At 69.2% G+C, this 23,827-nt stretch carries 24 protein-coding genes; 22 read left to right on the forward strand and 2 right to left on the reverse strand.

All coding sequences use genetic code 11. The features are described 5' to 3' along the window. The first annotated feature begins 18 nt into the window (after nucleotides 1-18). From STH_RS00945 to STH_RS00955, 3 genes are read left to right on the forward strand one after another with little or no spacing between them, the layout of a single operon-like run. Nucleotides 19-597 carry an RNA polymerase sigma factor gene (locus STH_RS00945; RefSeq protein WP_050742044.1) on the forward strand — a complete coding sequence of 193 codons (579 nt, stop codon included), beginning with the start codon at nucleotides 19-21 and terminating at the stop codon, nucleotides 595-597. Then, nucleotides 551-1,057, forward strand: coding sequence for an anti-sigma factor family protein (locus STH_RS16720; protein WP_158506816.1), 507 nt, complete (start codon nucleotides 551-553; stop codon nucleotides 1,055-1,057). The genes STH_RS00945 and STH_RS16720 overlap by 47 nt, the downstream gene beginning before the upstream one ends. Before the next feature lie 20 nt (nucleotides 1,058-1,077). Beyond that, nucleotides 1,078-1,698 carry a hypothetical protein gene (locus tag STH_RS00955; protein ID WP_011194318.1) on the forward strand — a complete coding sequence of 207 codons (621 nt, stop codon included), beginning with the start codon at nucleotides 1,078-1,080 and terminating at the stop codon, nucleotides 1,696-1,698. Between the two features lie 63 nt (nucleotides 1,699-1,761). Here STH_RS00955 and STH_RS00960 read toward each other — a convergent pair whose 3' ends face one another. Continuing rightward, nucleotides 1,762-2,034, reverse strand: a complete 273-nt coding sequence (locus tag STH_RS00960; protein ID WP_148205444.1) for a hypothetical protein — start codon at nucleotides 2,032-2,034, stop codon at nucleotides 1,762-1,764. Nucleotides 2,035-2,151: 117 nt separating this feature from the next. Between STH_RS00960 and STH_RS00965 the strand changes: the two genes are divergently transcribed. The 13 genes from STH_RS00965 (at nucleotide 2,152) to glnA (ending at nucleotide 18,187) form a co-directional block, all read left to right on the forward strand. Beyond that, nucleotides 2,152-2,979, forward strand: coding sequence for a histidinol-phosphatase (locus STH_RS00965; RefSeq protein WP_011194320.1), 828 nt, complete (start codon nucleotides 2,152-2,154; stop codon nucleotides 2,977-2,979). 63 nt (nucleotides 2,980-3,042) lie between these two features. After that, complete coding sequence (gene rapZ / locus STH_RS00970; protein ID WP_011194321.1) at nucleotides 3,043-3,951, forward strand: RNase adapter RapZ; 909 nt, start codon at nucleotides 3,043-3,045, stop codon at nucleotides 3,949-3,951. Next, entirely contained in the window at nucleotides 3,951-5,324 is a 1,374-nt protein-coding gene (locus tag STH_RS00975) for a gluconeogenesis factor YvcK family protein (RefSeq protein WP_011194322.1), read from the forward strand. The genes rapZ and STH_RS00975 overlap by 1 nt, the downstream gene beginning before the upstream one ends. Further along, nucleotides 5,325-6,617 (forward strand): class II aldolase/adducin family protein, encoded by a 1,293-nt coding sequence (locus STH_RS17755; protein ID WP_011194323.1) that lies wholly within the window; start codon nucleotides 5,325-5,327, stop codon nucleotides 6,615-6,617. 3 nt (nucleotides 6,618-6,620) lie between these two features. Continuing rightward, entirely contained in the window at nucleotides 6,621-7,565 is a 945-nt protein-coding gene (gene whiA / locus STH_RS00985; RefSeq protein ID WP_011194324.1) for a DNA-binding protein WhiA, read from the forward strand. 140 nt (nucleotides 7,566-7,705) lie between these two features. After that, on the forward strand, nucleotides 7,706-8,701 hold the full coding sequence (locus STH_RS00990) for a polyprenyl synthetase family protein (protein ID WP_011194325.1): 996 nt from the start codon (nucleotides 7,706-7,708) through the stop codon (nucleotides 8,699-8,701). Between the two features lie 39 nt (nucleotides 8,702-8,740). Then, nucleotides 8,741-9,385, forward strand: a complete 645-nt coding sequence (locus STH_RS00995) for a redox-sensing transcriptional repressor Rex (RefSeq protein ID WP_011194326.1) — start codon at nucleotides 8,741-8,743, stop codon at nucleotides 9,383-9,385. A gap of 127 nt (nucleotides 9,386-9,512) precedes the next feature. Further along, a complete protein-coding gene (gene cdaA / locus STH_RS01000) occupies nucleotides 9,513-10,379 on the forward strand; it encodes a diadenylate cyclase CdaA (RefSeq protein WP_011194327.1) in 867 nt (288 codons plus the stop codon). Beyond that, nucleotides 10,376-11,650, forward strand: coding sequence for a CdaR family protein (locus tag STH_RS01005; RefSeq protein ID WP_011194328.1), 1,275 nt, complete (start codon nucleotides 10,376-10,378; stop codon nucleotides 11,648-11,650). Before cdaA ends, STH_RS01005 begins: the two co-directional genes overlap by 4 nt. A gap of 14 nt (nucleotides 11,651-11,664) precedes the next feature. Further along, nucleotides 11,665-13,008 (forward strand): phosphoglucosamine mutase, encoded by a 1,344-nt coding sequence (glmM, locus tag STH_RS01010; RefSeq protein ID WP_011194329.1) that lies wholly within the window; start codon nucleotides 11,665-11,667, stop codon nucleotides 13,006-13,008. Nucleotides 13,009-13,123: 115 nt separating this feature from the next. Beyond that, nucleotides 13,124-13,966, forward strand: a complete 843-nt coding sequence (locus STH_RS01015; protein WP_043712963.1) for a GerMN domain-containing protein — start codon at nucleotides 13,124-13,126, stop codon at nucleotides 13,964-13,966. A 426-nt stretch (nucleotides 13,967-14,392) separates the two neighbouring features. After that, a complete protein-coding gene (gene glmS / locus STH_RS01020) occupies nucleotides 14,393-16,222 on the forward strand; it encodes a glutamine--fructose-6-phosphate transaminase (isomerizing) (RefSeq protein WP_011194331.1) in 1,830 nt (609 codons plus the stop codon). Nucleotides 16,223-16,771: 549 nt separating this feature from the next. Continuing rightward, nucleotides 16,772-18,187, forward strand: a complete 1,416-nt coding sequence (glnA, locus tag STH_RS01025; protein ID WP_011194333.1) for a type I glutamate--ammonia ligase — start codon at nucleotides 16,772-16,774, stop codon at nucleotides 18,185-18,187. An 85-nt stretch (nucleotides 18,188-18,272) separates the two neighbouring features. On the opposite strand, the gene STH_RS01030 is transcribed toward glnA, so the two are convergent. Further along, nucleotides 18,273-19,205, reverse strand: coding sequence for a TerC family protein (locus STH_RS01030; RefSeq protein ID WP_011194334.1), 933 nt, complete (start codon nucleotides 19,203-19,205; stop codon nucleotides 18,273-18,275). Between the two features lie 347 nt (nucleotides 19,206-19,552). On the opposite strand from STH_RS01030, the gene STH_RS01035 reads away from it, so the two are divergent. The 6 genes from STH_RS01035 (at nucleotide 19,553) to STH_RS01060 (ending at nucleotide 23,677) form a co-directional block, all read left to right on the forward strand. After that, complete coding sequence (locus STH_RS01035) at nucleotides 19,553-20,029, forward strand: hypothetical protein (protein WP_011194335.1); 477 nt, start codon at nucleotides 19,553-19,555, stop codon at nucleotides 20,027-20,029. A 272-nt stretch (nucleotides 20,030-20,301) separates the two neighbouring features. Continuing rightward, entirely contained in the window at nucleotides 20,302-20,589 is a 288-nt protein-coding gene (locus tag STH_RS01040; protein ID WP_043712966.1) for a CD3324 family protein, read from the forward strand. Nucleotides 20,590-20,817: 228 nt separating this feature from the next. Then, complete coding sequence (gene spoVAC / locus STH_RS01045; protein ID WP_011194337.1) at nucleotides 20,818-21,291, forward strand: stage V sporulation protein AC; 474 nt, start codon at nucleotides 20,818-20,820, stop codon at nucleotides 21,289-21,291. A 9-nt stretch (nucleotides 21,292-21,300) separates the two neighbouring features. After that, entirely contained in the window at nucleotides 21,301-22,317 is a 1,017-nt protein-coding gene (gene spoVAD, locus STH_RS01050) for a stage V sporulation protein AD (protein ID WP_011194338.1), read from the forward strand. A gap of 4 nt (nucleotides 22,318-22,321) precedes the next feature. Then, on the forward strand, nucleotides 22,322-22,672 hold the full coding sequence (spoVAE, locus tag STH_RS01055) for a stage V sporulation protein AE (RefSeq protein ID WP_011194339.1): 351 nt from the start codon (nucleotides 22,322-22,324) through the stop codon (nucleotides 22,670-22,672). A gap of 381 nt (nucleotides 22,673-23,053) precedes the next feature. After that, nucleotides 23,054-23,677 (forward strand): superoxide dismutase, encoded by a 624-nt coding sequence (locus STH_RS01060; RefSeq protein ID WP_242654589.1) that lies wholly within the window; start codon nucleotides 23,054-23,056, stop codon nucleotides 23,675-23,677. Nucleotides 23,678-23,827: the final 150 nt, after the last annotated feature.

The raw sequence follows: 23,827 nt of genomic DNA on the forward strand, positions 1-23,827 counted from the left end.
GCGGCGCAGCAGGGAGATATGGATGCGTTTGCGGCCCTTGTGGAACGGCACAAGGGTCGGGTTTACCGCACCCTTTATCAGGTGGTGGGCGACGCTGCGGACGCGCAGGACCTGGCGCAGGAGGTGTTCGTCAAGGTCTTCCGCAACCTGGGCAGTTACCGGGGCGATGCCGCCTTCACCACCTGGCTCCACCGGGTCACCTTGAACGTGGCCTTTGACTGGCTGCGGGCCCGCAAGCGAAGACCGCTCACCGTGCCGCTGGAGCCGCCGCCCGGTGAGGAGGAGCATCGGCAGGCCGATCTGCCCAGCCCCGAGGCGGGGCCCGAGGAGCTTACCCTAAGGGAAGAGCGGCGCCGGCGGCTGCGGGACGCCATCGACCGGCTGTCGCCGGACTACAAAGAGGTTGTGCTGCTCTACCACTTCTACCACCTGAGCTATCAGCAGATCGCGGACCGGCTCGGTGTTCCGGTGCGCACGGTGGAGACCCGCCTGTACCGGGCCAGGGCGAACCTGAAACGGATGCTGGTCAGCTGGGAAGGAGGTGAGCGCGTTGAAGTGCAGCGATGTGCTCCGGCGCCTGGAAGCGTACTGGGATGACGAGCTCACGGAGGCGGAGCGGGCGGACTTCGACGCGCACCTCCGGAGCTGCGGTGAGTGCCGGGACCTCGTGGAGGGCCGGGATCTGCTCGCCGACCTCGAGGACCCCGAGCTGGCGCAGCTGGTGCTGAACGAACCCCCGCCCCTGCCCGAGGACTTCACCGCGCGGGTCATGGCGCGGGTGGAGGCCGAACGGCCGCGGCCCTTCGCCCTGCTCTGGCCCTGGCTGCAGGGGCACTGGTCGGTTCACCAGTACGCCAGCGTCGCCTACGCCCTGGCGGCCACTCTTGTGGTAGTTTCGCTGGGCAACCGGTTTTTCCTCTGGAGCCAGGCCACCGACCGGCTCGCGGTCTGGACCGCGAAGGGGCAGGCGTACTGGGCCGCCATCCAGGCCTGGTCGGGACCGCTGTCTGAGCGGCTGCTCAGCATGTGGTACGCGCTGACGGCGTTTCTGTACTGATTGCGCGGGAGGAGACATCCATGAGCTGCGCCTACCACCCCGACCGCGAGGTGCGGGGGATCTGCAGCCATTGCGGACGGCCGGTGTGCGCGGAGTGCCTGGTTGACCTGAACGGACAGCCATACTGCAAGCGCTGCCTGGCGGCGCGGATGCAGCAGCCCGTACGGGAGATCAACGGCCTCGTGCGCTTCGTGCTCTCCATCGCCCCGGGCGTTGGCCATTTCTACATGGGCTACTTCCACCGGGGGACGCAGCTGTTCCTGATCACCCTCGTGGGGGCTGCGGTCCTCAACCTGGCGTTCCCCGGGCTGCTCGGCCTCTATATTCCGGCCGCGATCTTCTTCAGCATCTTCGACGCCCGCGAGATCCACCTGCGGCTCAGCCAGGGGTTGGAGGTGGAGGACCGGGGCTTCTTCGACGTGCAGGCGCTGCCGCAGAGGTTCGGCCAGCGCCAGGCGGGCATCGCCCTGATCGTGGTCGGCGCGCTCGCCCTCTGGCGGGTCCTCACCACCGACCTCCTGCGGTGGATCTTCGGCGCGAACTACTTCCTGGTCCAGCGGACCCTGAACGGGTTCACCTTCGGCGCCCTTGCGCTGGCGCTCGGCGTCTGGCTGCTGATGCGCCAGCCGCGCGACCGCTGACAGGCACGACACGCAGAAGGGGCAGGCTTCGCGCCTGCCCCTGCGTTTTCCGGTTCTGAGGGATCACCGGGCGGACGGATCCGCCGGGCGAGGGTCTTCACCGGGGGCGATCCAGGTGCCGCAGAAGGGGCAGCGCACCCGGGCCGAGGGCGGAAACGCGCCCAGCCGCTTGCCGCAGCAGGACACCGGCCGGAGCGGCAGCGACGGCAGCCTGTGCCGGGCCAGCTGTCGCCGGTCCAGTTCCCGGATGTCGGCCTCCACCAGCGCGAGGAACTCCTTCAGGTCGAGACTGCGCAGCTCGCGCTCGCTCACGGGCTGCCTCGGATGACCTCCCACGGCCTGTCACCTCCCGTGCGGAGCGCCACCGGTCACACTTCCCCTGATCGGAAGGTTTGGCGGCCGGATGCGCAATTCCTGCCGGGAATACTAGCGGCTGCGAGGGAGGGAAGCACGTTGCGGATCATCGCGGATCTCCATGTACAGGTGCGCAGGGGTCCGGCCGAGGGCCCTGTGGCGGCGCAGGTGAGCGCGGCGCTCGTCCGGGGCCTGGAGGCCGTGGCCCTTTTCGCGCCCCACTCCCCGGCTGCGCTTCCGGTGCTCCGGGCGGTCCGGGCGATCGACGCGCGCACGCCGACCCTGCGGGTGCTGTCGGGCGTGTCGTGCCGCATCCTCTCGCCGGAGGGCGACCTGCGGCTGCACACCCGGGCCGGGCGGGAGCACGACCTGGTCCTGGCGGTGGCCGCGCCGCAGGTGGCGACGGCCCTGGCCCGGTGGGTTCCCCGTTACCGCCCGGCGGCCCGCCGGGCGCTCACGGACGCGGTGGTCGCGGCCGTCTACCGGCACGACGTCGACCTCGTCGCCTTGCCGGCGCGGCCTGAGGTGGATCCGGCCGAGGTTGCGCGCGCCCTCCGGGACCGGGGGGTTGCACTGGAGGTGTGCGCCCGGCGTCCCCGACCGCCGGCGGCTCTGCTCCGGCAGCTCGCACGCCTGGGCGTGCGGTTCGCCGTCACCTCGGGGGCCGGCCGGCCGGAGGAGGTGGGCGACTGCGGCGCGGCGGTGGCGCTGCTCGCTGCAGCCGGCGTCCCGCCGGAGCAGGTGGTGAACAGCGATCGGGGCGGCCTGACGGAGTGGCTGGCGGCGCGGCGCCGCCTGTCCGATCCCGGCGGATGGGCCGACTGGTCGCGCCAGGGAGGCACGGAGGGGCGGGAGCGCCCCGGCGGCCGGGAGCGGCGTCCCGGCGATTGGGCGGACTGGTCCGCACAGGGGGGGGAGATTCACTAGATCGGCCGCGCGCAACAGGAGAAGCGCGGGTCGGGAGCGAATGGTGCCCGTGGAAGTCCGGGGGTGATGGACGTGGATCGGTCCATACGGCTGGTGATCGTGACCGGGATGTCGGGCGCGGGGAAGACGCAGGCCCTCAAGTATCTGGAGGACCTGGGCTTCTTCTGCGTCGACAACCTGCCCCCGTCGCTCATGCCCAAGCTGGCCGAACTGTTCGGCCAGACCGAAGGCAAGGTCAGCCGGCTCGCGCTGGGGATCGACATCCGCGGCGGCCGGTTCTTCCATGAGATCCTCGGCGCCCTGCGCCAGATCGCCGAGATCGGCGTTGCCTACCAGATCCTGTTCATGGACGCCTCGGACGAGGTGCTGGTGCGCCGGTACAAGGAGACCCGGCGGCGCCACCCGCTGGCGGCCCAGGGCCGCGTGCTGGACGGGATCCAGCGGGAGCGGAGGCTCCTGCAGGAGCTGCGGGGCCTGGCCACCTTTATCATCGACACCACGCACATGACGCCGGCCGACCTGCGTAAGGAATTGAACAGGCGGTTCGGCCAGGACAGGGAGAGCCCGCACTTCCACGTGAACGTGGTCTCCTTCGGGTTCAAGCACGGTGCGGTGCTGGACGCCGACCTGGTGTTCGATGTGCGCTTCCTGCCCAACCCGCACTATGTGCCCGACCTGCAGCCGCTCACCGGCGAAGACCCCGCGGTCGTGGAGTACGTCATGAAGTGGAACGTCACGCAGCAGTTCTACCGGCGGCTGACCGGCCTCATCGGTTTCCTGCTGCCGCACTACGTGGCGGAGGGCAAGAGCCTGCTGACCATCGCCATCGGCTGCACCGGCGGGAAGCACCGCTCCGTCTGCCTGGCGAACCGGCTGGCACACTGGATCCGGGAGCGGGGCTACTCGGTGTCCGTGGAGCACCGGGACATGCCGCGCCCCGCTGACCGCTCAGACGAGGAGGAGCAGCCGTAATGCGCATCCTGCGCTGGTTCGCGCCCGGCCTTCACATCAAGCGGTGGCTGCTGGTGGCGGTCCTCGGCGTCGCACTGGTGGTGGTGGGCCTTTCCCTGACCCTGCGGATCAACCTGTACCGGCTCCTGGGTGCGTGGCTGGTGGAGAACGTCGCGGCCAGCCGGGCCGTGTTCTACACGGGGCCGGTGGTGGCCGGCGTCGCCGCGCTGGCCCTGGGGCTCGTGCTCACCTGGGTCGGCATCAGCCGCCTGGTGAACTCCGTGCTGTCCACCCTGACGGCCCGGGAAGAGGATGTGGCGGACGCTTTCCTGGAGCGCCGCCTCCTGGTGCGCGGACCGCGCGTAGTGGCCGTCGGCGGCGGGACCGGGCTCCCGGCCACGCTGCGGGGCATGAAGAACTACACCGCCAACATCTCGGCCGTGGTGACGGTGGCGGACGACGGCGGTTCGTCGGGCCGGCTGCGCACTGAGTTCGGCATCCTGCCGCCTGGCGACATCCGCAACTGCCTGATCGCCCTGGCGGACATCGAGCCGCTGATGGAGCGGCTGTTCCAGTACCGCTTCACCAACGGGGAAGGGCTGGCCGGCCATCCCTTCGGCAACCTGTTCATCCTCGCGATGTCCGAGACGACCGGCGACTTCTACCAGGCGGTCAAGGCCGCGAGCGAGGTGCTGGCCGTGCGCGGCCGGGTCCTGCCGTCCACGCTGGATCACGTCGTGCTGCGGGCGGAGCTGGCCGACGGGCGGATGGTGTCCGGCGAGTCGGCTATCGGCAGGGCCGGCAGCCCCATCCGGCGCGTCTTCCTGGATCCGGCGGACCCGGGCGGGAAGATCGCCGCCCTGGACGACGTGCTGTCCGCCATCGCGGAGGCCGAGCTGATCGTCCTGGGCCCGGGCAGCCTCTACACCTCCATCATGCCGAACCTGTTGGTGCCCGGGGTGGCCGATGCGATCCGGCGCTCGCCGGCGTTGAAGATCTACGTCTGTAATATCATGACCGAGCCCGGGGAGACCGACGGGTTCAAGGTCTCGGACCATATGAAGGCGCTGATCGACCACGGCGGTTTCGGGCTGTTCGACGTCTGCCTCGTCAACACCCGGCAGGTGCCCGCGCGGCTGCGCGAGCGGTACCGGGAGGAGGGCGCGGAGCCCGTCGTCCTCGACCCGGCAGCTCAGCGGATGGGCGTTCAGGTGGTCGCGCGCGACCTGTTGCGGATCGAGGGGGACTACGTGCGGCACGACCCGGAGAAGCTGGCCCAGGCGATCGGGCACGTGTTCCTGGCCAGGCGGCCGCACGTGGGGCGCACTCCCTGGGAGTTCTTTCTGTTCCGACAGCGGCTGCGGGAGCGTTCCCGCCAGGAGGGGGTTGGGTAGATGGCCGTTTACCGTGCGCAGGGGGTATGGCCCGGAGAGGCTGAAGGCCGCATCGTCTGGGTGGATCCGGAGTGGCAGCCGGAGCGGGCCGGGTGCGCGGACAGGCCCGCGGAGATCGGGCGGCTGCGGGAGGCGGTCGGCCGCGCGCTGCACGACCTGGACGCCTGGATGGACCGGCAGCCGACCCTCGGGGGGCGGGTGCTGCTGCAGCACTGCCGCGAGGCCCTTCAGGACCCGGCCTTCATGGAGCGGGTCACCATGCTGATCGACCAGCACGGCCTGACGGCCCCGGCCGCGCTGATGGAGGCGGCTTCCCTGGTGGGCGGCATCATGGCCCGCAGCGAAGAGCTGCGGGAGCGGGCGGCAGCCTTGCGGCAGACGGCCCGCTGGCTCGCCCGTCGGCTGGACGGCGCCGCGCACCCCGAGGATGCCATCCTCGCGAGCCGCGCCTTCTCGGCGCTGGAGCTCCTCGACCGCACGCGGCCGGCCGTGATGGCCGCCGGCGAGCCGGTGGTGGTGGGCGACGCGCCGCTGCTCTGGGGCGTGGACGCGGTGGCGCCGGAGTGGGCCGGCAGGCCGGCCCGGATCCGCGGCGGCACGCTGATCCTCGGCGAGGAGGACGAGGCCGGCGGCCTCCTGCACGAGGCCGCGCGGCGGGCGGTCCTGGCCGTTGCCCGCCGCATGAAGGCGGAGGGGTTGGTGCGGATGAAGGAGGGCAACGTCTCCTGCCGCATCCCGGGAACCTCCCTGTTCGCGGTCACCCCCAGCGGCCTGCCCTACGAATCGCTGGAACCGGCGGACATCTGCATCCTGGACCTGGACGGACGGGTGGTGGACGCGCGGCGGCGGCCCTCCACGGAAACGGCTCTGCACCGGTTTGTCTACCGGCGGCGTCCGGACGTGGGCGGGGTGGTGCACACCCACTCCCTCCACGCGACGGCCTTTGCCTGCACCGGGCGGGAGATCCCCGTGATCTCCACGGAGCTGGCCGCGCTGGTGGGGGCGGAGGTCCCCTGTGCGCCGTACGCCCCCGCCGGCACGGAGCGGCTCGCGGAGGTGGTCGCGGAGGCCCTGGGCGACGAGGGCGCCGCCGCGCTGCTGCAGAACCACGGCGTTGTCACGGTCGGGGAGACGGTGGAGCAGGCCTACGCGGCCGCGGTGGCGGTGGAGGTGGCCGCGCAGGTCTTCCTGCTGGCGCGGCAGTTGGGGGAGCCGATCGTTCTTCCGCCGGAGGAGCGTCGACGCATCTTCCGCTCCATGCGCACCGGCTACGGGCAGCCCCGGGAGGCATAGGCGTTGTCTGAAGAACTCTCTTTCTCGGCGATGGTCAAGGCGGAGCTGGCGCTGCTGACGCCCGAGCTGCCGTGCTGCCGGCGGATGGAGCTGGCGGGACTGGTGCGGGCGTTGGGGCGCCTGGAACTGTCGGGGCGGGGGCGGTTCGCCCTCACCCTCTCCACCGACTCGGCCCCGGTGTCTCGCAAGGTGATCCGGCTGCTGAAGAGCGTCTCGCCGGTGCGGTACGAGGTCATGGTCATGCGGCGCCGCAAGTTACGCAAGAACCTCGTGTACCGGGTGCACATCCCGCACCAGCCCGGGGTCGCCGAGCTGCTGCAGCTGGCGGGCTTCATCGACGAGGCGGGGCGGCCCGCCGACTGGGTGGAGCCCCCGGAGTTGGCCAACGACCACTGTCGCCGCGCGTTTCTGCGGGGCACCTTCCTGGGCAGCGGCTGGGTGGCGGGTCCGGAAAAGCAGCACCACCTGGAGATCACCACGACGGCCACGGAGGCGGCGGACGCCCTGGGCCAGATGCTCTTCCGCGGCGGCATCGCGGCACGCATGGTCGCCCGCCGGGAGTCCCTGGTCCTGTACATCAAGGAGGCCGACCAGATCATCCGTTTTCTCGGGCTCGTCGGCGCGCACCAGGCCCTCCTGCGCTACGAAGAGGTGCGCGTCATCAAGGAGATGAAGAACCAGGTGAACCGCCAGGTCAACGCCGAGGTCGCCAATATGACCAAGCAGGCGGACGCGGCGGCCCGCCAGGTGGAGGCCATTAAACGGCTGGAGGCGGCCGGTGCCCTGGAGCGGGTCTCGCCGCCGCTGCGGGAGCTGGCGGGTCTCCGGCTGGCCTACCCTGACGCCAGCCTGAAGGAGCTGGGCGAGCTGTGCCGCCCGCCTGTCAGCAAGTCCGGTGCGGCGCACCGGATGCGCCAGCTCATGGCCCTGGCGGAGTCCCTGGAGTGAGACCGAGTGCGTAGTCTTTACAGTTTGCGATTGACATTCGTCATGGTACAATAGGAATGATATCACAAGCCCGATGTGCGGCGGCTGGCTCCTCCTTTCGGACCAGGTCCGTTCGACCTTGGGAAAGAGCAGGTGATCAGGTGAGTTCGCAACCGCTCGCCGGCAATATCAGGCCGCTCGACGTCTTCTCATCCATCGCCGATGACCTGCGGCAGGTGGAGACTGCCATTGAAGCGGCGCTTTCGACGCAGGAGACGATGCTGGAAGAGGTCTCGACCCATCTCTTGCGGTCGGGCGGGAAGCGCATTCGCCCGGCGCTGGTGATCCTGGCCAGCCGCTTCCCCGGGGTGGAACTGAAGCAGGTCATCGACGTGGCGGTGGCGGTGGAACTCATTCACATGGCCACCCTGGTCCACGACGACGTGGTGGACAACGCCGACCTGCGGCGCGGGCGGCCGACCGTCAACGCGCTCTGGAACAACCAGGTGTCGGTCCTCACGGGTGACTACCTCTTCGCCAAGGCGTTCACCCTGCTGGCCGACACCGGCAACAACCGCGTCGTCCGGCTCATGTCCGAAGTGGTTCGGGAGATGAGCCAGGGGGAGCTTGCCCAGATGGCCTCCTACTTTGACGTGGAGCAGACGGAGGAGGATTACTACCGCCGGATCGCCCGCAAGACGGGCTACCTGATCGCCGAGGCCTGCCGCCTCGGGGCGGTTATGGCCGGGGTCGGAGAGGAGCAGGTGCAGGCCGTCTACGATTACGGCATGGGCGTCGGGCTCAGCTTTCAGATCGCCGACGACCTCCTTGACTTCTTCGGGGACGAGGAGACGGTGGGCAAGCCGGTCTGCGGCGACCTCAAGATCGGCATCCTGACGTTGCCGGTGATTCACGGCCTGGCGCATGCCCCGCGCCGGGCCGAGCTGCGGGAGCTGATCCTGAGCCGGTCGATCGATGATACCGCGGTCGCGCGCGTCAAGGAGATCCTGACGGAGTCCGGCTCCTTCGACTACGCCCGCGGGAAGGCGCGGGAGCACATCGAGAAGGCCGTGCGGGCCCTGGACCATGTGCCGACGCTGGCGACCCGGCCGGCCCTCAAGACCCTCGCTGAGTTTGTCATCAACCGGAAGTTCTGACCCTCCGGTTGCCATACTTGCGAATCAGGGGGCTGGTGCATGCGACGGACCAACATTCCTGATGCTGCCATCCGGCGATTGCCCGTGTACCTGCGGGTCGTCAGCGATCTGGCCGCCGCTGATGTTCCCATCGTCTCGTCGGCAGAGCTGGCCGAAAAGACCGGGCTCTCCCCGGAACAGATCCGGAAGGACCTCGCCTACTTCGGCGCCTTCGGGACCCGCGGGGTGGGCTATGACACCGCCATGCTCAGCCGCCGGATCGCACGCATCCTGGGCCTTCACCGCGGTGTCAAGGCCGCGCTGGTCGGCTTCGGCCACCTGGGCTACGCCCTCGCCCGGTACTCGCTCACCCAACACAAGGATATCGTCATCGCAGCGATCTTCGATGTGGATCCCGAGAAGGTCGGGCAGGAGATCCTGGGCGTCCGGGTGCAGCACGTGTCCGAGATGGTCGAGACCTGCCGGCAGCAGGGCGTGAAGATCGGCATCATCACGGTGCCGGCGTCCTCGGCCCAGCAGACGGCCGAGCTGCTGAAGGCGGGCGGCGTCGAGGCCATCCTGAACTTTGCGCCCGCGAAGCTGAACGTGGACGGCGTGTTCGTGCAGAACATCGATCTGACCATCGAACTGCAGAGCCTGGCCTATTACACCTCGGCCAGCGAGGACGACACGGCCGAGGAGTAGTGACGCGGAACAGGGCGGCGTCCCCGTCGGGGCGCCGCCCGAACTTTTCTGAGCACCTGTTCGTCCAATAGTGAGATCGATCGACGCATGCTATCATAGAGGAAGATGCAGGGGTTCCCGCGAGGGGGTGGCTCCTGTAGACCTGACCAGTGTCGTCAACTTCCTGGCCGGCCTGGGTGTGCGGTCGCTGTGGGACGTCTTCCGCACCGTGCTGGACATCAGCCTGGTCGCGTATCTTTTTTATAAGTTATTCTCCCTGATACGCGGCACCCGGGCGGTGCCCCTGATCAACGGCGTCATCATCCTGGTGGTCGCGCTCCAGGTGGCCGAGGCCCTGCGCTTTTATACCATTCAGTTCATCCTGGAGAACGTGTTCATCGCCGCGTCCGTTGCCTTGCCCATCATCTTTCAACCGGAGCTCCGCCGGGCCCTGGAGCACCTCGGCCGGGGCCGGCTGATCAAGACGAGCTTCCGGGTGGATGAGTTCGGCGACGAGGAGCGGGTGCGCATGATCGACCAGGTCGTGCGCGCCGCCGAGATTCTCGGGCGCACCAAAACGGGCGCCCTGATCGTCATTGAGCGGGAGACTGGCCTCAACGAGTTCATCGACTCCGGCATCAAGCTCGATGCGCTGGTCTCGGCGGAGCTGCTGGTCAACATCTTCGTGGAGAAGACCCCGCTGCACGACGGCGCCGCCGTCATCCGGCAGAACCGCGTCGCGGCCGCTGCCTGCTGGCTGCCGCTGGCCGAGGCCACCGTCCTGCCGCACGAGCTGGGCACCCGCCACCGGGCTGCGGTCGGGATCACCGAACAGAGCGACTGCGTCGTGGTGGTGGTGTCGGAAGAGACGGGCGTGATCTCGGTGGCGGTGCAGCGTCAGCTCACCCGGAACCTGGACGAGAAGTCCCTGCGGGAGCTGCTGCTGAAGCTGACGGAGGGCAACAGGCGGCCTGGACCGGTGCGGGGCCTCTTTAACTGGGGGGCTTCGTCATGATCCGGCGGCTGCTTGCCCTTCTGCGGCACGACTTCTGGCTGAAGCTGCTCTCGCTCGCCGTGGCCGTCCTGCTCTGGGCCATGGTGGTGCAGGACTACAACAAGGTGACGTCGGTGACCTTCGACGTTCCGCTCGAAGTGATCTCCCATCCGGAGTATGAGATCTATGAGGGCCGCCGGGACCTGGAGACCGAGGTGGAGGTGCGGGTCACCGGCCCCAACCTGCTGGTCTCGTCGCTGAAGGCCGACGACCTCCGGGCATGGGTGGACTACAGGACCGTGCAGCAGGCGGGCCGGGCACAGGAGGTCCGGGTCCAGGTGTCGGGACCTCCCCGCTACGAGGGTCAGGTGGAGTACCGGGCCAACCCTGCGACCGTGACCGTCACGCTGGTGGAGAACCGTACCCTGACCGTGCCGGTGGCGGTTACGCCCGAGTCGGGGATCGTGGCCGTGGGCGACCGGGAGTTCCGCTACACCGCCGTTCCGGTGAACGGCACGATCTTCGTGTCCGGCCGGGCGGACTACCTTGGCCTGGTGCGCAGCGCGGTGGTTGCGCTCCAGGGGGCGGATCTGGAGCCGCCCCTTCAGGACGGCAGGCTGACGGAGACCCGGACGCGCCTCCAGAAGGCGGTCCGGCTCGTAGACGCGGTGATGCAGCCGGTGGAGAAGCTGGCCGAGCACTACGCCGAGGTGGAGATCACGTGGGAGGAGCTGCCGCCCGGCAAGCGGGTGGCGGTGTCGCCCCAGACCGTCGGGGAGCTGCCGCCCGGGTTTGAGCTGGCCGGGGTGAGCGTGAGCCCGGCTGAGGTCACCATCCGGTCCGCGACCCTGGACGGCAGCCTGCCGCAGGTGTCTGCGGTCCAGACCGAGCCGGTGGACCTTTCGGGCCAGACCCAGAGCTTCACCACGGTGGCCCGGCTGGTGGCCCCGGCGGGCACGAGCCTGGCGCAGACCTCCGTCGAGGTTGCGGTGTCGATTCGCGAGGTCAGCGCGGAGAAGCTGTTCGGCGCGGTGCCCATCGCGGTGCAGAACGCCCCCGAGGGGTTGGAGGTGACCCTGAGCCAGGGCACCGTCGAGGTGCGGCTCACGGGCCGCTACACGCTGGTGCATCCCCTGGACGCCAGCGCGGTGATCGCCTACGTGGACGTGGCCGGGCTGGGCCCCGGCACGCACCGGTTGCCGGTGAAGGTGATCTACCCGCCCGAGATCGTCGAGACGGCCATCGATCCGGCGGTCATCGAGGTCACCATTTCCCCCGCTGAAATCGAGTAGAAAGGGGTTTCCCTATGCCGAGGATGTTTGGAACTGACGGTGTGCGTGGCGTGGCCAACACGGAGGACCTCTCCCCCGAACTCGCCTTTGCCCTGGGGCGGGCGGCGGCGACGCTGGCGCGCGAGCGGTCCGGCGGCCGCGTCGTGGGGGTGATCGGCCGCGACACCCGCCGCTCCGGCCCCATGCTGGCGGCGGCGCTCTCCGCCGGGATCTGCTCCGCCGGCGGCGACGTCGTCGACCTCGGGGTGATCACCACGCCGGGCGTCGCCTACGTCACCACCCACCTGAAGGCGGATTTCGGCGTGATGATCTCGGCCTCTCACAACCCGGCTCCGGACAACGGCATCAAGTTCTTCTCCGGCGACGGCTACAAACTTCCGGACGAGGTGGAGGACCAGCTGGAGGCGCTGGTCAAGGCCAGGCCCGACACCATGCCGCGCCCCACCGGGGCCGAGCTGGGGAGCATCCGCCAGAGCCCGGAGGCGGTGGAGGCCTATGTGGAACACCTGGTCTCCACGGGGAGCCCGCTCAGCGGCCTCAGGGTGGTTGTGGACTGCGGCCACGGCGCGGCCTACCGACTGTCCCCCGAGGTGCTCCGTCGACTGGGCGCGGAGGTGATCGCACTCAACACCGCGCCTGACGGCCTCAACATCAACGCCGGCTGTGGCTCCACGCACCCGGAGGCCCTGCAGGAGGCCGTGCGGGCCCACGGCGCGGACGCGGGCATCGCGCACGACGGCGACGCGGACCGCTGCATCGCCGTCGACGAGCGGGGCGAACTGGTGGACGGCGATCAGATCATGGCGATCTGTGCCCTCGACCTGAAAGCGCGGGGCCAGCTGCCCAATGACACCCTCGTGACCACCGTCATGTCCAACATGGGGCTGGAGATGCTGATGCGCCGGCACGGGATCCGGCTGGTGCGGACGAAGGTCGGCGACCGGTACGTGCTGGAGGAGATGCTGAAGGGCGGCCATGGCCTGGGCGGCGAGCAGTCCGGCCATGTCATCTTCGGCGCACTCTCCACCACGGGTGACGGGATTCTGACCGCGGTTCAGCTGCTCTCCATCGTCGCCCGGGAGAAGCAGCCGCTGTCCACCCTGGCCGGCCGCATGCAGCGGCTTCCCCAGTGGCTCGAGAACGTGCGCGTGGGGCGCAAGGAGGGCTGGGAGCAGAACCAGGCCATCCAGGCCGCCATTGCCCGGGCCGAGGCGGAGATGGCCGGTCAGGGGCGGGTGCTCGTGCGGGCCTCGGGCACCGAACCGCTGATCCGGGTGATGCTGGAAGGCACGGATATGGCGCACATCCAGCGGCTGGCCGCGTCCATCGCGGAGGTGATCCGCACTGAGCTCCAGTAAGAAGAAGGGGCCGTCAGGCCGTGGGTCGGCGGGCGCCCGTGCGAGGCGGAGCGCCCGTTCCCGCGCGCGGGAAGGCAGGGCGCTGCGGGAGGCGCTCGCCAGCCCCCTCACCCCCGTGCTGGTGCTGGTCCTGGTGGTGCTGGCGGCGGGCATCTGGGCCACGAAGGGGGCGGACATGCCGACCGCCACGGACGGTGTGCAGCTGCAGGCGGAGGCGGAGCCTGAGCCCGCCGTCGGCCAGGCCGCAGAGGGGGCCGCAGACAGGGCTGCCCAAGCAGGTGGGGACCGGCTTGTCGAGGTGGATGAGGAGCAGGCCGCCGAAGCGGGCGGGGAGCAGGTTGCGGACGCGGCCGCTGACCAGGCGGCCGAAGCGGACGCCGCCGACGCAGCGGCCGCGGGGCCTGACGCGGGCGTCGGACCGGGGCCGGCGCCGGAGCCTGGATCAGCGGGGGAGCCGGTGTACGCTCCGGCCACCAGCCGGTCGGCCATCGACCGCTCGGTCGGTGCGGCGGAGACGATGCGGGTCACGGTGTATTACGTGGACTTCGACGCCCACATGGAGGCCCTGCAGCCGGTACAGATCCTGGTGCCTTTCTCCGTTACTCCGATCAAGGTCAGCGTGGAGCAGCTGCTCCGTCCCCCGGAGGAGCTCGGGCTGTTCAGTGAGTTCCCTCCGGGAACCACGGCGCGGGGCTTCAACCTCGTGGACGGCGTCGCGGTGGTAGACCTGTCCGCGACGGTGGAGGGCGTGCGGGGGGAGACAGCGGTGAACGCCGTCGTGGCGACCCTGGTCTACACCCTCACGGAGATCCCCGGCGTCGAGGCGGTGCAGTTGTGGGCCGACGGAAAGCCGGCCGTCCTGGACGGCTTCACCTGGTCGTCCCCGCTCACCCGGGCGGACGTCGCCGCATGGCAGGCGTTCCGGGTGGAGCCGGTGATCGAGTACAGCGGCGGGTAGCCCGGCGCGCACCGGGCTCTCGCCACCCTTTTTTTCTTGACGGTTTTCCTTCTTGCTCCGTACATTGTTGGAGGAAACGAAAGGGGGGAGAAAGGGGACTCGCAGGTACCGGACGGCAAAAGTGCACATGGACGTTCAGGATCCGCAAGCGCCAGGACTTGCGGCCGGCGGGGCCGCAAGTTGACGAGGTGGGGGATCTCGGAGGATTCGGCGGGTGACCCCCGGTTGCTCACGACCGTAAGCGGCTCTACAAAGGCCGGGAGCGATCCCGGAGACAAAGGGGCCAGGTGAGGCCGAGGGACGGGCAGTGGTCGTCCCGGGCATCCTATTGTGCCTTTTGGCCGTGTCCACGGTAACCTGCGGCGGTGGAACCGCGCGGGCTGGGTGGACACGGCCCTTTTTGTGAAAGCGAGGAGGATCATCTGCATGTGCGGCATCGTTGGCTATATCGGGCGGCGGGAGGCGCTGCCCGTGCTGATGGACGGATTGCAACGGCTGGAGTATCGCGGCTACGACTCCGCCGGCGTGGCCCTGGTCGCCGGCGGGCGGACCTGGGTCGAGAAGCGGAAGGGACGGCTGAGCGATCTGCAGACGGTCCTGGGTAACCTGCCGTCGGGGTGCCGCGTCGGCATCGGGCACACGCGGTGGGCCACGCACGGCCGGCCGTCCGATCGCAACGCGCACCCCCACACCGACACGTCGGGCCGGTTCGCCGTCGTGCACAACGGCATCATCGAGAACTACGCCGAGCTGCGGGCGGAACTGGAGCGTCAGGGCTGCGTCTTCCGCTCCGAGACCGACACGGAGGTCATTCCCCACCTGATCGCGTCCTGCTATGACGGCGACCTGGTCCGTGCGGTCCGCCGCGCGGTCCCCCGGCTGCGCGGGGCGTACGCGATCGCAGTGGTCTGCCAGCAGGAGCCGGACAAGATCGTGGCCGTGCGGGCCGCTTCGCCCCTGGTGATCGGCCTCGGCGAGGGGGAGTTGCTGCTGGCCTCGGACATTCCGGCGCTCCTGCCGTATACCCGGCAGGTCATCGTGATGGAGGAGGGCTGGCTGGCCGAGCTCACCCCGGAGGGCGTAACGCTGACGACGGTGGCGGGGGAGCCGGTGCAGCCGCAGGTGATGCGCGTGGACTGGGAGCCCGGCCAGGCGGAGCGGGGCGGCTACGCCCACTTCATGCTGAAGGAGATTCACGAGCAGCCCCGCGCCCTGCGGGACACGCTCACCGGCCGCCTGGACGCCGCGACGGGCCTGGTCACGCTGTCCGAGGTGGGGCTGAGCGCGGCCGAGGTGCGGGCCCTCCGCAAGGTGGCGATGGTCGCCTGCGGCACCGCCGCCCACGCGGGGCTGGTGGGCAGGTACCTGATTGAGCGGCTGGCGGGCATCCCCGTGGAGTGGGACCTGGCTTCGGAGTATCGGTACCGGGAACCCCTGGTCGACGAGCACACGCTCTTCGTGGCCGTTTCGCAGTCGGGGGAAACCGCCGACACGCTCGCGGCGCTCCGGGAGGCCCGCAGCCGCGGGGCGCGGGTCCTGGCGGTGACCAACGTGGTGGGCTCCACGGTGGCCCGGGAGGCCGACTGGGTGCTGTACACCTGGGCGGGGCCCGAGATCGCCGTGGCCTCCACCAAGGCGTACAGTACGCAGGTGGTGGCGCTCACCCTCCTGGCCATCTGGCTCGGGCAGCAGAACGGACGCATCGACCCGGCGGAGGCGTCCGCCCTGGTGAGCGGTCTGCAGCACCTGCCCGACCAGGCGGGGCAGACGCTGTCCCTGGAGGCCGCGGTCAAGGAGGCCGCGGAGGCGCTGGCCGGGCACGACGACGTGTTCTTCATCGGACGGAACCTGGACTACGCGGTGGCGCTGGAGGCGCAGCTCAAACTGAAGGAGATCAGCTATATCCACGCCGAGGCCTACGCGGCCGGTGAACTGAAGCACGGTCCGCTGGCCCTCATCACCGACGGGGTGCCGGTGGTGGCGCTCAACACGCAGCCGGACCTGGCGGAGAAGACGATCTCCAACATCCAGGAGACCCGGGCGCGGGGGGCGTTCGTCCTGGGGCTGGCGCAGGAGGGGGATGAGGAGACGGCCCGCCACTGCGACCGGATCTTCTACCTGCCCCGCACCCACCGCCTCCTCACCCCCGCGCTGGCGGTGATCCCCATGCAGCTCCTGGCGTACTACGCCGCCACCGCCAGGGGAACCGACGTCGACAAGCCGCGCAACCTGGCCAAGAGCGTCACGGTCGAGTGAGTGGACCGTTGCGGTGAGCATCGGTTCGATTCCCACGGCGCATGCCAGCGGGGCAAGTCCGTTGTTGACGCAACCCGGGATCGCGACTATTCTTGGAAGAAAAAAGGTGGCGCCAAGGAGGCGGACGCCGCCCAGAAGGGAGGGGTGGAAGCTGTGAGAGACAGGGTTGTGCGGAGCGCTCCCGGTCGCACCGGCGGCAGGATCTCGGTTGCCGTGCCGGCAGCCTCGACACTGCGGAGCTGGGAGCAGCGGGTGTACGTGCCACCCGCCCGCAACAAGGGGCGCCGGAACAAAGGGCGCCACCGCCTCTACACGGAGGCGGATCCCATCCCACTCCGGCCAGGCGGGCGACGGGTCGTCGCTGAGGCGCAGAAGGCCGCCCGCTTGCGGAGTCGGACAGTCGGACGGCTTCCCACCCGGGCGGTTGGGCCGCTGCGGGCCGGATAGGCCGGCACAGGTCAGAAAAACTCCAGAGGCGGACGACCGGTCGCCATCAGGTTGGGTTCCCGGACAGGATGCGCAACCTTGATGCGAAGGGGAGACGAGAGAATGGCGAAGGTCGATCGCGTGCTGGAGATGATTGCCGAAAAGGACATTCGGCTGCTGGATCTGAAGTTTGTGGACGTGCTCGGGATGCTGCACCACCTCACCGTGCCGGTGGAGGTCGTGGATGCCGAGCAACTGAGCCAGGGTTTCTTCTTCGACGGTTCGTCGATCCGGGGCTTCCGCGGGATCGCCGAGTCCGACATGATCCTGCGGCCTGACCCGGCGACGGTGGTCTGCGATCCCTTCGTCGAGGGGCCGGCGCTTTCCCTGATGGCGGACGTGCTGGAGCCCGGGCTCAGGGAGTACGGCCGCGATCCCCGCGGAGTCGCCCGCAGGGCCGAGGAGTACCTCCGGCAGACCGGCATCGCCGACACCTCCTACTGGGGCGTCGAGATCGAGTTCTTCGTGTTCGACAACGTCCGGTTCCAGACCGGCCCGGACGCCTCCTTCTACTACGTGGACTCCGCGGAGGCGCACTGGAACTCAGGCCGGGTTCCCAACGGCGGGTACAAGGTGAAGCACCAGCAGGGGTACCTGCGGGCCCTGCCCATCGACGAACAGACCGACCTGCGAACCGCCATGACCCGGCAGATGCAGGCGCTGGGTCTGGTGGTGGAGCGGCACCACCACGAGGTGGCGTCGGCCGGGCAAAACGAGATCAACTTCCGCTTCTCCACGCTGACGGACACGGCCGACAAGGCGATGCTGTACAAGTACGCGGTGAAGAACGTCGCCAGGGCGCACGGCAAGACGGCCACCTTCATGCCCAAGCCGCTCTACCGCAACTCCGGCAACGGGATGCACTGCAACCAGTCGCTGGCCAAGGACGGCGTGAACCTGTTCTACGATCCCAACGGTTACGCCAATCTGAGCCAGATCGCCCTCTGGTATATCGGCGGGCTGCTGACCCACGCGGACGCGCTGCTGGCCATCACCAACCCGACCACCAACTCCTACAAGCGGCTGGTTCCGGGCTACGAGGCCCCCACCAACCTGGCCTTCTCCCGGGCCAACCGGTCGGCCGCGATCCGCATTCCGGTCAGCCTGTCGCCCAAGACCACCCGGATCGAGTTCCGCACGCCGGATCCCACGGCCAACCCGTACCTGGCCCTGGCCGCCCAGCTCATGGCCGGCCTCGACGGCATCCGCCGGCGGATCGACCCGACGGCGGCGGGCTTCGGTCCCGTGGATATCGACATCTACCACCACGCCGGGTCGGCCGCGGTGCAGCTGAAGCACGTGCCTTCTTCGCTGCGCCAGGCGGTGGAGGCGCTGAAGGCCGATCACGAGTTCCTGCTGGAGGGCGACGTCTTCTCGGAGGACCTGATCGAGACCTTCATCGCCTTGAAGGAAGACGAGATCCGGAATCTGGAGACGCATCCCCATCCGGTGGAGTTCGAGATGTATTTCGACAACTGAGCACGTCCCCTACGAGGAAGGGCCGGGAACCCGCCCAGTCTGCAGGCGGGTTCCCGGCCCTCTCGCCGTGACGGGGACGTCTCCCCTAGTCTGCGCTCTCGGGACGAGTCTTCTCCGGAATGAGCAGCGAGGCCAGGATGGCGATGGTGATGGTGCCGAGGACGACGGAGAGCGAGATCCAGGTCTCGACGTGGATGCCGAACGGGAGGACGAGCATCTTGCCGCCGATGAACAGCAGGACGAAGGCCAGCCCCAGGCTGAGGTAACGGAACTTGCCCAGGATGCCGGCGAGCAGGAAGTAGAGCGCCCGGAGGCCCAGGATGGCGAAGATGTTGGACGTCAGTACGATGAAGAAGTCCTGGCTGATGGCCATGACGGCCGGGATCGAGTCGACGGCGAAGAGCAGGTCGGTCGCCTCGACCATGACGATGGCCATGCCCAGCAGCGTGAGCTCCCAGCGGCCGTTCCTGCGGGTGATGACGGCGTGGCCGTCGTAGCCGGGATAGACGGGCAGCACCCTGGACAGCAGCCTGTAGACCTTGTTGTCTTCCAGCGATGCCTTCTCCTCGTCGTTCTCCCGGAGCATCTTGAAGCCGGTGACCACGAGGAAGACGCCGAAGACCGGCAGCAGCCAGGAGAATCGCTCCACCGCCTCCACGCCCAGGAAGATCAGCAGGCTGCGCATCGCGACGGCGCCGATCACGCCCCAGGCCAGGGCCCGGTGCTGAAGGCCGCCGCGGATGCCGAAGAAACCGAAGATCGTGGCGATGACGAACAGGTTGTCGACGCTGAGCGCCTTCTCCATGGTGTAGGCCGTAATATACTGCATCCACATTTCGGTGCCGTACCGGTAGTACACATAACCGCTGAAGAGCACGGCCAGCAGGATCCAGGCCAGTGAGGTCACCGTCGCTTCCTTCAGCCCGATGTCGTGGTCGTCCTTGTGCAGGACGAACAGGTCGAGCCAGGTGGCGAAGATCACGAACAGAAAGAAGGCCGTGAGTTCCAGATTGTGCAACGCGATCTCTCTCCTTTGCCTAGCGCATAACCTTACCGGGGCAGCAGCCTGTCATGCCGCCGGGGAAATACATAAGGGGCACGACAAGATCCCTGTTCCGCTGTGGAACAAGGTCTTGCCATGCCCCAGTCCATGCTGGCGGCCGGAACAGCCGGGGGCGTCCTGCCCGCACTGACCGACTGCTCCACCTGCAGGTGCAGGTCGGCTACTCCCCTTGTATACTCCAGAATCTACTTCATCAGTATAGCGGCGGCTTGTGCAGGTGTAAAGGGGGCAGTCGCGTTGAAGGGGCGCGGGGCCCATCCGACGTCATACCAGCAGATGCTGCGCAGAAAGGGCGTGGGAAGATGCAGTCAGGACAGGTGAACCGGAGTGTCTTCTGGGGTCTCACGCTGATAGCGTTCGGGCTGCTCCTGCTCCTGGGGAACCTCCGCATCGTCGTGTGGCCGCTGCGGGCCCTGTCGGGGCCGTTGGCGCTGGCGATTCCCGGGTTGATCTTCGCCGCCGTGTACTCTGGCAACCGGAGCCAGTGGTGGGCCATCATCCCCGCCGGCGTGATGCTGACCCTCGCCGGGGTGGCCTTGGTGGACGGGATCCTGCCCTGGGTCAACACGGGCTGGCTCTTCTTCTTCGGGCTGGCGGTGACCTTCGGGCTCGTCTGGCGGGAGACCGGAGGCGTACAGCGGTGGGCCCGGGTGGTGGCGCTGGCCTGCCTCGGGATGACCGCCCTGATCCTGCTCGGGTCGCTGGTGCGGATCGTGCTGCCGCTCGCCCTGGTGGGCATCGGCGTCTACCTGCTGGTCGGGCGAGGCCGGCTGGGATAGGCGGGGAGAACCCGCGGCGTCAGGCTATTGACAGGAGTCTGTCATCCCGGCTATGATGAACCCGAGCAAAACGTGCGAGAGGAGGTGCCGGAATGTCGATCGTCATTCTGCTGGTGGCGATGATCGCCATGCTGACTTTCTGCGCGGTCGCCGCGCGGTTTTTCCGGCACGTCCCCGCACGGTCTGCCTGAGAGACGTAACCAGGCCCGACCGCGGGGCGTTGCCCTGCGGTTTTTGTCTTGTTGATCAAGACGGAGGAGGCCTGGTTCCGCTTGGCACGTTACCTGAACGCCGCAGATGTCCTGCCCGCCGAGTTGCTGGCCGAGGTCCAGCGCTATGCAGCCGGCGAGCAGCTCTATATCCCCCGCCCGCAGGAGCGGCTGCCGTGGGGCACCCGCACGGGGGCACGGGCGCAGCTGGCCCTGCGCAACGAGCAGATCCGGCAGCGGCGGCGGGAGGGGGCGAGCATCGAGGAGCTCATGCGGGAGTTCCATCTGAGCTACGACTCGATCCGCAAGATCCTCTCCGGAAAGAACGGTTCCAACTGTTCACGGGGCTGATTCCGCCCGCCCTGCGGGGTACGCTGACGTTGCGGCCGGCCGGCGCGCAGTTCACCTGACGGGAGGGGGGTGATGGCCCTGGTTCACGCAGTGGTCGTCATCCCCGGCGGCCGGTGACCCAACTGGCCTTGCGGGGATGGCCCGACGGAAAGGCAGGCGCCTGGCGCCTGCCTTTTCGCATACCCGCCGGGGCGCAGGCGCAGACTAGCTCTCCGGAGGTGTCCGAGCGTGACGATCCGAGAGGGAGCCTCGCAGGAGACGCAGCAGTCCCTGTACCGGCGGATGGTTGCCCGGGCGGAGCCGAGCCCGCCCCGTCTGCGCAACGCCGTGATGGCCTTCGTCTCCGGGGGGCTGGTCTGCGCGCTGGGGGAGGGCATCACGGACTTCTGGGAGCGGGTCCTGCGCATCTCGCACAAACAGGCGGCCGATCCGACGGTGGCCACGCTCATCTTCCTGTCGTCGTTGCTTACGGGCCTCGGCTACTTCGACAAGCTGGCCCGGCACGCGGGCGCCGGCCTGGCGGTGCCGGTCACCGGCTTCGCCAACGCGATGACGGCCACGGCGCTGGAGTTCAAGCGGGAGGGCCTGGTTTTCGGCATCGGCGGCCGCATGTTCCAGCTGGCCGGCGCCGTCATCGTCTACGGGGTGGTCACGGCCTTTGCGGTGGGCATCATCACGGGCATCGCCCGGCTGGTGCGGTGAGGGATTGCGGTGGCGAGGAAGCACATCGGGGCGCAGACGGTTCGTCTGGAGCAGCCGCCCGTGATCGTGGGGGCGGCCGCGGTGGCCGGGCCGGTGGAGGCCCAGGGGCCGCTGGGACACGAGTTCGACCTGACGTATCCCGACCTGACCGTCGGCCAGGACTCCTTTGAGAAGGCCGAACGGCAGATGATGATCGACGCCTGCAACCTGGCCCTGCGCCGGGCCGGTATCCAGCAGAAACCGCCGGCCGTGGATTACTTCCTGGCCGGGGACCTGCTCAACCAGCTGATCACGACCGCCTTCAGCGGGCTTGAGCTGGGCGTGCCGCTGTACGGGCTGTACGGCGCCTGCTCCACGTTCACCGAGGCCCTGTCCCTGGGCGCCAAGCTGATCGACGGGGGCTTCGCCGACCGGGTGCTGTGCGCGGTCTCCAGCCACTACGGCTCGGCCGAGCGGCAGTACCGTTACCCGACCGAGTACGGCAGCCAGCGGAAGCCTTACGCGCAGCACACGGTGACCGGAGCGGGGGCCGTCGTGCTCGCCTCCGCCGGGGAGGGGCCGCGGATCACCTACTGCACCACCGGCAAGGTGGTGGACTGGGGAGTCGCCGATCCGCTCAACCAGGGGGCGGCGATGGCGCCGGCGGCCGTGGACACGATCGAGGCGCACCTGCGGGACACCGGCCGGAGCGTCGACGACTACGACCTCATCGTCACCGGTGACCTGGCCAAGTTCGGCTACGAGATGGCCCGGCGCCTGGCGGCGGAGCGGAACCTGTACCTGGGCGAAAACTACCGGGACTGCGGCGTCATGGTCTACGACACGACGAAGCAGAACGTCGACAGCGGCGGAAGCGGCTGCGCCAGCTCGGCGATCGTCACCTGCGGGCACCTGCTGAAGGAGATGGCGCGGGGCCGGCTAAGGCGCCTGCTGGTGGTCTCCACGGGCTCCCTGTTCTCGCCGACCAGCTTCCAGCAGGGCGAAAGCATCCCCACCATCGCACACGCGGTCGCAGTGGAGGCGTAACCCCATGATGTACCTGAAGGCCTTTCTCGTCGGCGGCCTCATCTGCCTGATCGCCCAGGTCATCCTCGACAACACCAAACTCAGCCCGGGCCACGTGCTCTCCGGCCTGACGGTCGCCGGCGGCGTGCTGGGAGGGCTCGGCCTGTACGACAAGCTGGTGGAGTTCGCCGGCGCAGGCGCCTCCGTCCCCATCGCCAGCTTCGGCAACGCGCTGGTGAAGGGGGCGCTGCAGGAGCTGGACCAGAACGGCCTGGTGGGCGTGCTCACCGGGATGTTCGAGGTGACCAGCACCGGCATCGCGGCGGCGATCGTCTTCGCCTTCCTGACCGCGGTCACGTTCAACCCGAAGAGCTGAGGCGTGCGCCGGGCTGACCGCCGGCCCCGCTGCATAGAGTAGTGGGGCGAAGGAGGGAGGCCCGGCGTGTTCGGCTTCGATCCCTACGATTCCTACGCGCTGGTCTGCCAGCACATCGCCGACTGGGCCCGCCAGGCGCGCACGGCGATCGCGTGCCTGAAGCCGGAGGGCGGAGCGGCAGACGACCTGAGCGGCTGGCAGGAGCGGTTCGAGGCGCTGGAGCGGGAGGCGCAGGCGGCCCTGCGGGCCGACCGGTCCGCAAGCGGGCGCCCGGACGCGGCGGCTCTGATGCGGCGCGCGTATGAAGCGCTGACGGAGTTCGTACGCGCCGCCGCAGGCCGGGGGGTGCCGCCGGCGGGGGAGCTGTCCCCGCCGCGCCCGGTGCCGCCGGGCGGCCATCGGCTGCCGCCGCTGCCGTACCCGTACGACGCGCTGGAGCCGTACATCGACGCGGAGACGATGCGGCTCCATCACGACCGGCACCACCGGAGCTACGTGGAGGGGCTCAACCGGGCGGAGCGGGCCCTCGCCGAGGCGCGCGCCGCGGGCGACTGGGCCCTCGTGAAACACTGGGAACGGGAACTGGCCTTCAACGGCGCAGGCCACTACCTGCACACGCTCTTCTGGGAGAGCATGGCGCCGGGCGCCGGCGGTGAGCCCGGCGGCGAGGTGCTGGCGCAGATCCGACAGGACTTCGGGGACTTCAGGCGGTTCCGGGAGCAGTTCAGCAAGGCCGCCGAGAACGTGGAGGGAGGGGGCTGGGCCGTCTGGGTCTGGGCCCCCCGGGCGAACCGCACGGAGATCCTGACGGCGGAGAAGCACCAGAATCTGAGCCAGTGGGACGTCGTTCCCCTCCTGCCCCTCGACGTCTGGGAGCACGCCTACTACCTGAAGTATCGGAATGACCGCGCCGCGTACATCGAGCAGTGGTGGAACGTGGTCAACTGGCCGGCGGTGGAGCGGAGGCTGCGGGAGGCGCGCCGGATCGCCTGGGAGCCGACGTAGCACTGGCGCCGCGGGCAAGGGGCTCGGCGCCGCAGGCCGCCCCGGCGACTGTGGCCATGCAAGCGTGAAGTACATGCAGGGCGGCGCATCAACATGCGTCGCCCTGCCGTTGACGGCGGAGAAGCCGGTTCTACCCGAAGCCCGGGGGCA

This window comes from Symbiobacterium thermophilum IAM 14863 (assembly GCF_000009905.1).
In the GTDB taxonomy this organism is placed as follows: domain Bacteria; phylum Bacillota; class Sulfobacillia; order Symbiobacteriales; family Symbiobacteriaceae; genus Symbiobacterium; species Symbiobacterium thermophilum.